Here is a 10,212-nt window from a genome sequence, read left to right as displayed (position 1 = left end):
CGCTCGATGACCAGCCCGTTGTAGGCAAAACCAAAGGTCGCGGCACCCCCTCGGGTGTCGCGTGAAGTCTGCCACAATCATCTGGATCTATCGAGCGGGCATCGAAGCGAGGCTAGGGAGTCACGGGGTTGGACACCGAACACGAGTACCGGCCGGTCTATCAGACCAGCCTGGTCGACCCAGCCGACTTCTGGTCCGCCGCAGCTCAGGGCATCGAGTGGGATGTCGAACCGCAGCAGATCGTCGATGCCGCCGATAAGCGGTCGGCCCGGTGGTTCCCCGATGCCCGCCTGAATACCTGCGTGAACGCCCTCGACCGCCACGTCAGAGCGGGCACTGTCGACCAGGGTGGACACGCCGATCAACCCGCCCTCATATATGCCTCCGCTATGACGGACACCACCACGATTTACACCTACGCCGAATTGCTCGACGCGGTGGCCGAGTTCGCGGGAGCCATGCGCGATCTCGGAGTGGTGGCCGGTGATCGGGTGGTGATCTATCTGCCGATGATTCCCGAAGCGGTGATCGCGATGCTGGCCTGTGCCCGCATCGGCGCGGTGCACTCGGTGGTGTTCGGCGGGTTCGCCGCACCCGAGCTGGCCGCCCGCATCGACGATGCCGAGCCGGTCCTGATCATCACGGCCTCGGGCGGGCTGGAACCCAACCGCCGCATCGACTACCCGCCGATCGTGATGGCCGCGCTCGATCTCGCCGAGACCGCGTCGGTACGCACGGTGATCGTGAAGCAGCGGCCCCAGTTCACGACGATCGAGTTCCCGGCCGCCCTGCCCGCCACCGACGTGCTGCCGTCCTCGGAGCAGACCGTCGCCGCGCGCTGGGTCGATTGGGACGACTGCGTCGACGGCGCGGCGCCCGCCGATCCGGTCTCGGTGGCCGCCACCGATCCGCTCTACATCCTCTACACCTCCGGCACCACCGGTAAGCCGAAGGGCGTGGTGCGCGACAACGGCGGACACGCGGTGGCGCTGGCCTGGTCGATGCGCAATATCTACGACGTCGGCCCTGGTCAGGTGTTCTGGGCCGCCTCCGATGTGGGCTGGGTCGTCGGCCACTCCTACATCGTCTACGCACCCCTGCTGGTCGGCGCGACGACGGTGCTCTACGAGGGCAAACCGGTCGGCACCCCCGACGCGGGCGCGTTCTGGCGGATCGTCGACGAGCACGACGTGCGGGTGCTGTTCACCGCGCCGACCGCGTTGCGGGCGATCCGCCGCGCCGACCCCGACGCCACCGCGGCCCACCGCCACGACCTGTCCCGGCTGCGCGCGCTGTTCTGCGCGGGCGAGCGCCTGGATCCGGCCACCTTCGACTGGGCGACGAACACCCTGCTGGCCGATCATCCCGACACCCCGGTGGTCGATCACTGGTGGCAGACCGAGACCGGCTGGCCGATCTGCGCCGACCCGCTCGGCGTGCAGGAACTGCCGGTCAAGCCCGGTTCGGCGAGTGTGCCGGTGCCCGGCTACCGGCTGCGCGTGCTCGACGCGAACGGCAACGCGGTTCCGGCCGGGACCGAGGGCAACATCGTCATCGGGCTGCCGCTGCCCCCCGGCTGCCTGACCGGGTTGTGGCGCGACCGGGATCGCTTCATCCGCTCGTACCTGTCGGCCTTCCCCGGCCATTACCTCACCGGCGACTCCGGCTACTTCGACGAGGACGGCTATCTCTACGTCCTCGGGCGCAGCGACGACGTGATCAACATCGCCGGGCATCGCCTGTCGGCGGGCAGCATCGAGGCCGCCATCGCCGGGCACGAGGCCGTCGCCGAATGCGCGGTGATCGGCATGCCCGACGAGCTCAAGGGCAGCCTCCCGCTGGCCTATGTGGTGCTCAAGCAGGGCGTCGAGATCGACCAGCAGCAGTTGCGCGCCGAACTCGACGACCGGGTGCGTGCCCAGATCGGGGCGATCGCCACCCTGCACGACTCGATCATCGTCACCGGCCTGCCCAAGACCCGTTCCGGCAAGATCCTGCGCAAGACGATCCGCCAGCTCACCGCCGGTGAACACGTCGAAACCCCCGCCACCATCGAGGACCCCCACGTCCTCACCGCCCTGGCGGACCGCATCCTCGCCAACCCACCACTGGGCAGCATCACGCCGACCGCCACCCCCGAACAGGACAACGATCCAGTCTCGCCGACCCCGTAGACATCCGAGGTCTTCGCAGCCCCGCAGGGGCGTCTCGGCCGCCTCGATCCGGACTGACCAGAGGGCGCGACGAAGGAGTGCCCGCCGGGAGGGAAGATCGAGGCCACCAGGCCGAGACCCCGCGGCGCCCGCGTTGCCAGAAATATAAGCTCACCACGTGACTTCCTCTACCGTTCTCGTCGTCGATGACGACGAGGACGTTCTCGCCTCGGTCGAACGCGGCCTGCGACTGTCCGGTTTCCGGGTGCTGGTCGCGCGCGACGGTGGTGCCGCGCTGCGCGCCGTCGCCGAGCAGGCGCCCGACGCGGTGGTCCTCGACATGAACATGCCGGTCCTCGACGGTGCCGGGGTGGTCACGGCCTTGCGGGCAATGGGCAATGACGTGCCCATCTGCGTGCTCAGCGCCCGTGCTTCGGTGGACGACCGGATCGCGGGTCTCGAGTCGGGCGCCGACGACTACCTGGTGAAACCGTTCGAGCTGGCCGAATTGGTGGCCAGGATCAAGGCCCTGCTGCGCCGCCGCACCGACACACCCGAGCCCGTGGCGCCCGGCGCGCTGACGGTCGGGCCGTTGCTGGTCGATGTCGCGGGGTATCGCGCACTACTGCACGGGCGCGAAATCGAGCTCACCAAAAGGGAATTCGAATTGCTGTCGACGCTCGCCCGGAATGCCGGTGTGGTGTTGACGCGAGAACGGCTGCTGGAATTGGTGTGGGGTTACGATTTCATAGCCGATACGAATGTGGTGGACGTGTTCGTCGGATACCTGCGCAGGAAACTCGAAATAGATGACACGCCACGGATTTTGCACACGATTCGCGGGGTGGGTTTCGTACTCCGGGAATCGAAATGATCTCCGAACAACCGCTGAAACGTCGTCGCAGACAATCGTTTTCGCTCCGGACAAGAGTCGCGGGGGCGGCTGCGGCGGGCGCCGTCATCATCGTCACGATCGCCGCTTTCGTGGGTTTTCAAGCAATCGAGCGCAATAATGTCACCCAAACCGATCAGCAACTGGAAATCGCTTCGCGCATCGTGCTGATCGAGCCCGTGCTGGCAACCGGGTTCGTCAACCTGACCGGATTGCAGAACACCATGGCGCTCACGGTGCGCGACGACGGCCAGGTGACCGCGTCGAGCTCGACCCAGCTGCCGGATCTACCCCCCGGCTCGCAGACCGTCGAGCTGAACGACCAGCCCTATCGGGTACTCACCACCACCGAGAACCAGCCCGCGGGTCGCACTGTCTCGCTGGCCATTCCGACCACCGAGGCCACCAAGGCCACCGACGACCAGCAACGCTGGGTCCTCGCGGGCGCGGCGATCGCGGTGGCGGCCGCGGCGGCGCTGGGCTGGCTGCTCGCCGGGCGTGCGGTCGGCCCGATCGTGAAGCTGACCAAGCAGGTGTCGGCCCGCAGCACGGGCGGTGGGCCGGACGAGCACGACCGCCCGGTCGACGGTTCCGGTGTCGACGAAGCGGTGAAGCTGGCCGACGCGGTGAACACCATGCTGGCCCGCGTCGACCAGGCCCAGGCCGAGACCGCCGCCGCGCTGGAAACCGCCCGCGACTTCGCCGCCGTCTCCGCCCACGAACTGCGCACCCCGCTCACCGCGATCCGCACCGACCTCGAGGTCCTGCGCACCCTCGACCTCACCGACGACCAGCGTCGCGAGATCCTCGACGACCTCGCCCGCAACGAGACCAGAGTGGAAACCACCCTGTCCGCGCTGGAACGGCTCGCCCGCGGCGATCTCACCGCCGAGACCGATCACGTCCCCACCGATGTCGCCGACCTGTGCGACCAGGCCGCCCACGACGCCATGCGCCACAACCCCGGTCTGGCGGTGCGCATCGACACCGACGCCGAGCTGGTGACCCGGGGCCTGCCCGCAGGCCTGCGGCTGGCCGTCGACAACGCGCTCACCAATTCGGTGAAGCACGGCGGCGCCACCGCCGCTGTCGTGTCGGCGCATCGCACCGCGCACGGCCGGATCGTCATCGCCGTCGACGACAACGGCACCGGCGTCGCGCCCGGCGAACGCGCGGCGGTCTTCGCGCGGTTCGCCCGCGGCGCCAACGCCACCAAGGGCGGTTCGGGCCTCGGCCTCGCGCTGGTGGCCCAGCAGGCCCAGTTGCACGGCGGGCTGACGTACTTCGAGGACAGTCCACTCGGCGGCGCCCGCCTCGTCATCGACCTGCCCGCGCGACCGGCCCGGTAGAAACACGAAAGCCCCGCACCCACGATGATCGTGGATGCGGGGCCGAGCTCGCTACTTGTCGCTCTTGAAAGCGTCCTTCACTCTGCCCGCCGCGCGCTCGGCAGCTTCCTTCACGTTGGCCGCTGCCTTCTTCGCTTCCGCCTCGATCTTCTCGCCCTCGGCCTTGGCCTTGGCTTTGACATCGTCGGTGTCGGACATCGAACCTCCACTCTCGTGAGTTCCGCGCCTGATCGGCGCGGGGTGAAGACACTCGCGAGAATACCGCACAGTTAACAACCAGCGACTGAAGCTGGAATCAGGGGAGAACCTGCGGGATCGACTCCGGGATGACCAGGCCGATCACCGCGCCGAGCACCGCGCCGGTGATCGCGAAGGAGACGCCCGAGGTGAACGCGCACAGGAAGTAGCCGATGATGAACGCGGCCAGGCCCGGGATGCACAGGATTGCGGCGGTCAGGAAGCCGATGGTGGCGCCGGCGGCCGCACCGTTCTGGACGGGGTCGTGGTTACCGGCCTCGGGGTTGGTGGCGATGCTCTTCAGCTCGTCGGTGGTGGCGGCGGACAGCTGCGGGGCGATCTGCAGCGTGCGGCCGTCCTCGGAGACGACCGAAGCCAGCGCGATGTTGTTGCCACCGACGGTGGTCAACGTCAGCGGCAGCTCGCTGACCTTGTCTCCGGTGGCGGAGATGACCGCGACGTTGGTGGAGTCGGGCGAGAGCACGAAGCGGCCGTTGTCGACGGTCGCGGAGACGGTGCGCAGGTCCGGCGAGACGGTGGTCTTGTAGCCGACGCCGTCGGCGGCGCCTTCGCCTGCCAGCCCAGCGGCGATCTCGGCCTGACGCGCGACGGTGACGTCAGCGGCCGCGGTGCCCGTGGTAACGAGCGACGCCGCGACGACCAGCGGCAGTGCGGCGAAGACCGCACGGCGACCCGCGCGAGTGATGTTGTGGCTGAACATGTTCGGTTCTCCCTCCCGATGCTTCCGAAGAATCCCCGAACCCCCCGGACGAATCGAAAAAATCTCGATGTCGATTGACTCGAGAGTTGTACCGAACCACTACGGTGTTGCGGAATATGTTGTGACACAAGGCATAGTTTGAACAGGTAGCTATCGATCGGCGATCGCGCGCAGCACTCGACCGGCATACCGGCAGCTACCTCGAACAGCCCTTCCTCAACGAACTCTCAGACATCTCCCACGTCCGGCACCGAACTCCGGGATACCGTCGCCGATGTGATCGACAAACGCGCTCGCCTGCTCTGCTTCACCACTGCTCTCGCGCTGGCGGGCGGTGCTGTCGCCTGTTCCGGCAAGGATGCCGCACCGACCGGGATCGCGCTCGTCAACGCTGATTCCGGGCCGACCGGCGAGCGTGTGGCCAAGGCGGTGCAGGATGCGGGTGGCTATGAGTGGACCGTCGCGAAGCCCGGTGAGATCGACGCGGGCGACTACGCCGCCGTGATCACCCTGCCCGCCGACCTCACCGCGTCGATGGCCACCCTCGCCACCCCGGAACCCAAGCGCGCCAGGGTGACCGTCGCCACCCACGACGGCGCCGACACGAACACGGTGAACGGCGCGGTCGACGTGGTGACGCACCGGATCGGCGCGTCCGGCGTCGACGCGGCGCTGGCCGCGGTCTCGCAGGCACGCAACCAGATGACCTCGGTCCAGTTCACCGCCCAACTGCTCAGCGCGGGCGTGAATGCCGCCGCCGACGGTGCGAGCCAGTTCAGTGGCGGTGCGGAGCAGATGCTCGGCTTCCTCGACTACGCAAAAGAGGGTGCGGGCCAACTCACTTCGGCGATCGAGCTGCTGAACCAGACCGTCGACGGCGCGGCGAAGCAGGCGACCCAGCTGGCCGATGCCCTCGGCGCCACCGGCGTCACCATCGCCGGCGTCCAGAGCAGCGCGGCCGCCATGGGCTCCGGCCTCGACCAGATCCTGCCCCTTCTGAAAGCCCTCCCCTTCGCGGGCGACCCTCAGCTCGCCGACATCATCACCAAACTCGAAGCGCTACGCGGCGTATCGACCCAGGCAGGCACCCAACTCGACGGCCTCAGCGAATTGACCGGCGCCGCAGTCGATCCCAACACCGACCTCGGCACCCTCCTGCGCACCGTCGTGGCCCGCCTCAACAGCGCCCGCGACCAGCTCACCCAGGGCGCCGAACTCGCCAAGGGCCTGCCCACCCTCGCCGAGCAGGGCGGCGCCCAACTCCTCTCGGCCGTCGAACAACTCACCGGCGGCGTCGGCGCCCTGCAGAACATCGTCGGCAACCTCAACACCCAAACCGGCAAGGCCCTCGAGGCCCTCCCCCCACGAGGCCAGTCCCAGCAATCCGCCCTCGCCCTCGCCCTCACCGACCCCGTCGAAGTCGTCCGGGAGTGACCCCACCACCAACCGCCTTCGGTAGTCGTCGACGAACAGTGTCGAGGCGGCAACACGGTCGGTAAGCTCGGCCCATGACGATCCAGGCCGTGGACTCGCTACCCCATCAGATGACGGAAGAGCAGTACCGTCAGCTCCCCGAGGACGTCTCCAGGGAGATCGAGGTAGTGCACGGGCACGTCATCCTCTGCGAATCACCGTCACCTGAGCACAACCGCATCGCCCGACGCCTCGCAGGCGCCATGGAAGACCTGCCGAGCACCGAACCGTGCATCCGCGCCGAGACCGACATCGACGTGGTGCTCTGGCGGGTTCCGAAGTTCACCTTCCGCCGTCCCGATGTCACGGTATACCGATGCCTGCAACAGCCGGGAGACAAGCCGGAGGCAGGCGACGCACTGATCGTGGTCGAGGTGTCGTCGCCGTCGACAGCGGCCGAGGACTTGCTCGACAAGAAGGCGCAGTACGCGCGAGTCGGTATTCCGCTCTACCTCGTCGTCATGCTCGACCCGAAATTCGCGATAGCGGAGGTGCTCGAGTTCCGGCTCGACGCGCACGCCCGCGAGTATCGGCTCCACCAGATCCACCGCGACGGGTTACTCCGGCTCGAACACGTGATCGTCGGGGACATCGCCTTCGCCGAGCTCACTCGCTGAACCAACGCGGCCCGGTCGGTTTCGACCGGGCCGCAGGGGTTTTCAGGGTCAGGGCAGGACCTGCGGGATGATGTGCGGTGCGGCCACGCCGACCACGGCGCCGATCAACGCGCCGATCAACGCGTTCGGGAGACCTACCAGGCCGACGCACGGCAGGTAGAGGATCATCGTGGTGATCATCGGGATGCACACGACGGCGGCGACGAGCGCGCCGATGCCGGCGCCGATGGCGGCGGCGTTCTGGACCGGGTCGGGGAATTGCGCGGTGGGGGTGGTCGCGATGGTCTTCAGTTCGTCGCTCGCCTCCGCGGTGGGCCGCGGTGTCACCGTTATGCTTCGCCCGTCGGCCGCGATCTCGGTCGCCAGGGCGATCACATTGCCGCTGACCGTGGTGAACGAGGTGGGGACCTCCCCGATCGGATCGCCGGTCGCGGACTCGACGATGACCCGGGCCCGGTCGGGTGCGAGCAGGAACCGGCCCTCCTCCACCGAGGCGGCTACGGTGCGCAGGTCCGGTGCGACCGTGGTGCGGTAGCCCTGCCCCGCACTCGACAATCCCGCCGCGTACTGCGTCTGCTGGTCGACCTCCGCAGACGCGACCCCGGCCACGCTCACCGCCACGGCGATGGGCAGCGCCACGGCCAGCGCACGGCGAACAACCTTGTGTTGGAACATGATCGAGAATCTCCCTCCCGAAACTCCCGAAGAACCCGGCCCCGGGCGAATCGAACAAGTCACTGTCATGGACAACGCATTGGAAACGAATCACACGGGAGCCGTTGGGCTCCGTCATACGCGGGGCACATTACCCCGCGGCTCGCGAGGCGGGTGCCTTACCCCTGAAACAGCAACGGCCCGTGCCTCCCTGAGGAGACACGGGCCGAAATGCGGTGAGATCAGTTCGCGTTGAGCAGGTCGATCACGAAGACCAGCGTCTTGCCGGAGAGCGCGTGGCCCGCGCCCGCGGCACCGTAGGCGAGGTCCGGCGGGATCACCAGCTGACGACGGCCGCCGACCTTCATGCCGGGGATGCCGTCCTGCCAGCCCTGGATCAGGCCGCGCAGCGGGAAGGTGAGGGACTCGCCGCGATCCCAGGAGGAGTCGAACTGCTCACCGTTGTCGAACTCGACGCCGACGTAGTGCACCTCGACGGTGCCACCGGCCACCGCTTCTTTGCCTTCGCCCTCGATGAGGTCGGTAATGACGAGCTCGGTGGGCGCGGGGCCCTCCTGGAATTCGATCTCCGGCTTGGTCATGCGGGCTATCCCCTTCGATAGATTGCTGTACCCAACAAAGTTGCCGACAACGGCGGATCGAAACTAGCGGTTGTCGATCGCGCGGTAGTCGCGTTCACCGTAACCGGTGTAGATCTGGCGCGGGCGGCCGATCTTCAGCGGCTCGGAGTGCATCTCACGCCAGTGCGCGATCCAGCCGGGCAGCCGGCCCATCGCGAACAGCACGGTGAACATGCGGGTCGGGAAGCCCATGGCCCGGTAGATGACGCCGGTGTAGAAGTCGACGTTCGGGTACAGACGACGCGACACGAAGTAGTCGTCGGTGAGGGCGGCCTCTTCGAGCTGCTTGGCGATGTCGAGCAGCTGGTCGTCGCCGCCGATCTTCGACAGGATCTTGTCGGCGGCCTGCTTGACCAGCGTCGCGCGCGGGTCGTAGTTGCGGTAGACGCGGTGCCCGAAGCCCATGAGCTTCACGCCGTCTTCCTTGTTCTTGACCTTGCGGATGAATTCCTTGACGTCGCCGCCGTTGGCCTTGATCTCGTCGAGCATCTCGAGCACGGCCTGGTTGGCGCCGCCGTGCAGCGGGCCCCAGAGCGCGTTGATGCCACCGGACACCGAGGTGAACAGGTTGGCGTCGGAGGAGCCGACGAGGCGCACGGTCGAGGTGGAGCAGTTCTGCTCGTGGTCGGCGTGCAGGATCAGCAGCATGTCGAGCGCGGCGGCGACCTCGGGGTCGACCTCGTAGGGCTCGGCCGGGAAACCGAAGGTCATCCGCAGGAAGTTCTCGACCAGCGACAGCGAGTTGTCGGGGTAGAGGAACGGCTGACCGACCGACTTCTTGTACGAGTACGCCGCGATGGTCGGCAGCTTCGCCAGCAGGCGGATGGTCGACAGCTCGACCTGCTCGGGATCGCGCGGGTCCAGCGAGTCCTGGTAGTACGCCGACAGCGCGTTCACCGCGGACGACAGCACCGGCATCGGGTGCGCGTTGCGCGGGAAGCCGTCGAAGAACCGCTTCAGGTCCTCGTGCAGCAGGGTGTGGCGACGGATGCGATCGGTGAAGTCGTCGAGCTGGGCCTGGGTCGGCAGCTCACCGTAGATGAGCAGGTAGCTGACCTCGATGAAGGTCGAGCGGCCCGCCAGCTGGTCGATCGGGTAGCCGCGGTAGCGCAGGATGCCCGCTTCACCGTCGATGTAGGTGATGGCCGACTTGGTCGACGCGGTGTTCATGAAACCGGGGTCATAGGTGACGTAACCGGTGCTGGCCAGCAGCTTGCCCAAGTCGAGCCCGTCGTTACCCTCCGCGGCCTTAGTGACCGAGATCGGGAACTCGCCACCGGGGTACTGGAGTACCGCCTTGGCGTCTTCGGTGACGTTGGTGATGTTCTCAGCGGGCACGGAAGGATCCCTCTCAGGCTAGAACCGTAGGCACCGGTGCGGTCGGCACAGGTGCGCTTGCGCTAACGCTAGCTGTTGTTCGGTCAGGACGAGCAATCAGGGTTGTCCTGTCCTGTTCTCACACCGGTCACGTGCGG

10 protein-coding genes are annotated in these 10,212 nt (G+C 67.5%); 5 read left to right on the top strand and 5 right to left on the bottom strand.

The window, feature by feature from the left end:
* Positions 1-128 precede the first annotated feature (128 nt).
* The 3 genes from ACFVVI_RS21135 (at position 129) to ACFVVI_RS21125 (ending at position 4,394) form a co-directional block, all read left to right on the top strand.
* Entirely contained in the window at positions 129-2,174 is a 2,046-nt protein-coding gene (locus tag ACFVVI_RS21135) for an AMP-binding protein (protein ID WP_378990484.1), read from the top strand.
* A gap of 157 nt (positions 2,175-2,331) precedes the next feature.
* Positions 2,332-3,027, top strand: a complete 696-nt coding sequence (locus ACFVVI_RS21130) for a response regulator transcription factor (protein WP_101464499.1) — start codon at positions 2,332-2,334, stop codon at positions 3,025-3,027.
* Entirely contained in the window at positions 3,024-4,394 is a 1,371-nt protein-coding gene (locus tag ACFVVI_RS21125) for a sensor histidine kinase (protein ID WP_387446410.1), read from the top strand. The genes ACFVVI_RS21130 and ACFVVI_RS21125 overlap by 4 nt, the downstream gene beginning before the upstream one ends.
* Positions 4,395-4,445: 51 nt before the next feature.
* On the opposite strand, the gene ACFVVI_RS21120 is transcribed toward ACFVVI_RS21125, so the two are convergent.
* Both ACFVVI_RS21120 and ACFVVI_RS21115 read right to left on the bottom strand, forming a co-directional pair.
* Entirely contained in the window at positions 4,446-4,592 is a 147-nt protein-coding gene (locus tag ACFVVI_RS21120) for a hypothetical protein (RefSeq protein WP_378990486.1), read from the bottom strand.
* Between the two features lie 97 nt (positions 4,593-4,689).
* Complete coding sequence (locus ACFVVI_RS21115) at positions 4,690-5,352, bottom strand: hypothetical protein (RefSeq protein ID WP_378632017.1); 663 nt, start codon at positions 5,350-5,352, stop codon at positions 4,690-4,692.
* Positions 5,353-5,628: 276 nt separating this feature from the next.
* On the opposite strand from ACFVVI_RS21115, the gene ACFVVI_RS21110 reads away from it, so the two are divergent.
* Together ACFVVI_RS21110 and ACFVVI_RS21105 are read left to right on the top strand one after the other, a co-directional pair.
* Positions 5,629-6,786 carry a hypothetical protein gene (locus ACFVVI_RS21110; RefSeq protein WP_387446409.1) on the top strand — a complete coding sequence of 386 codons (1,158 nt, stop codon included), beginning with the start codon at positions 5,629-5,631 and terminating at the stop codon, positions 6,784-6,786.
* Between the two features lie 74 nt (positions 6,787-6,860).
* Positions 6,861-7,442 (top strand): Uma2 family endonuclease, encoded by a 582-nt coding sequence (locus ACFVVI_RS21105; RefSeq protein ID WP_387446408.1) that lies wholly within the window; start codon positions 6,861-6,863, stop codon positions 7,440-7,442.
* Positions 7,443-7,490: 48 nt separating this feature from the next.
* On the opposite strand, the gene ACFVVI_RS21100 is transcribed toward ACFVVI_RS21105, so the two are convergent.
* From ACFVVI_RS21100 to ACFVVI_RS21090, 3 genes are all read right to left on the bottom strand, one after another.
* Positions 7,491-8,117, bottom strand: coding sequence for a hypothetical protein (locus ACFVVI_RS21100; protein WP_387446407.1), 627 nt, complete (start codon positions 8,115-8,117; stop codon positions 7,491-7,493).
* Positions 8,118-8,338: 221 nt separating this feature from the next.
* Positions 8,339-8,698 (bottom strand): FKBP-type peptidyl-prolyl cis-trans isomerase, encoded by a 360-nt coding sequence (locus ACFVVI_RS21095; protein WP_378990490.1) that lies wholly within the window; start codon positions 8,696-8,698, stop codon positions 8,339-8,341.
* Between the two features lie 63 nt (positions 8,699-8,761).
* Positions 8,762-10,075, bottom strand: a complete 1,314-nt coding sequence (locus ACFVVI_RS21090) for a citrate synthase (RefSeq protein ID WP_101464504.1) — start codon at positions 10,073-10,075, stop codon at positions 8,762-8,764.
* Positions 10,076-10,212 lie beyond the last annotated feature (137 nt).

It is taken from the genome of Nocardia sp. NPDC058114 (genome assembly GCF_042884695.1).
In the GTDB taxonomy this organism is placed as follows: domain Bacteria; phylum Actinomycetota; class Actinomycetes; order Mycobacteriales; family Mycobacteriaceae; genus Nocardia.
This window is presented reverse-complemented; position numbering and strand designations above follow the sequence as displayed.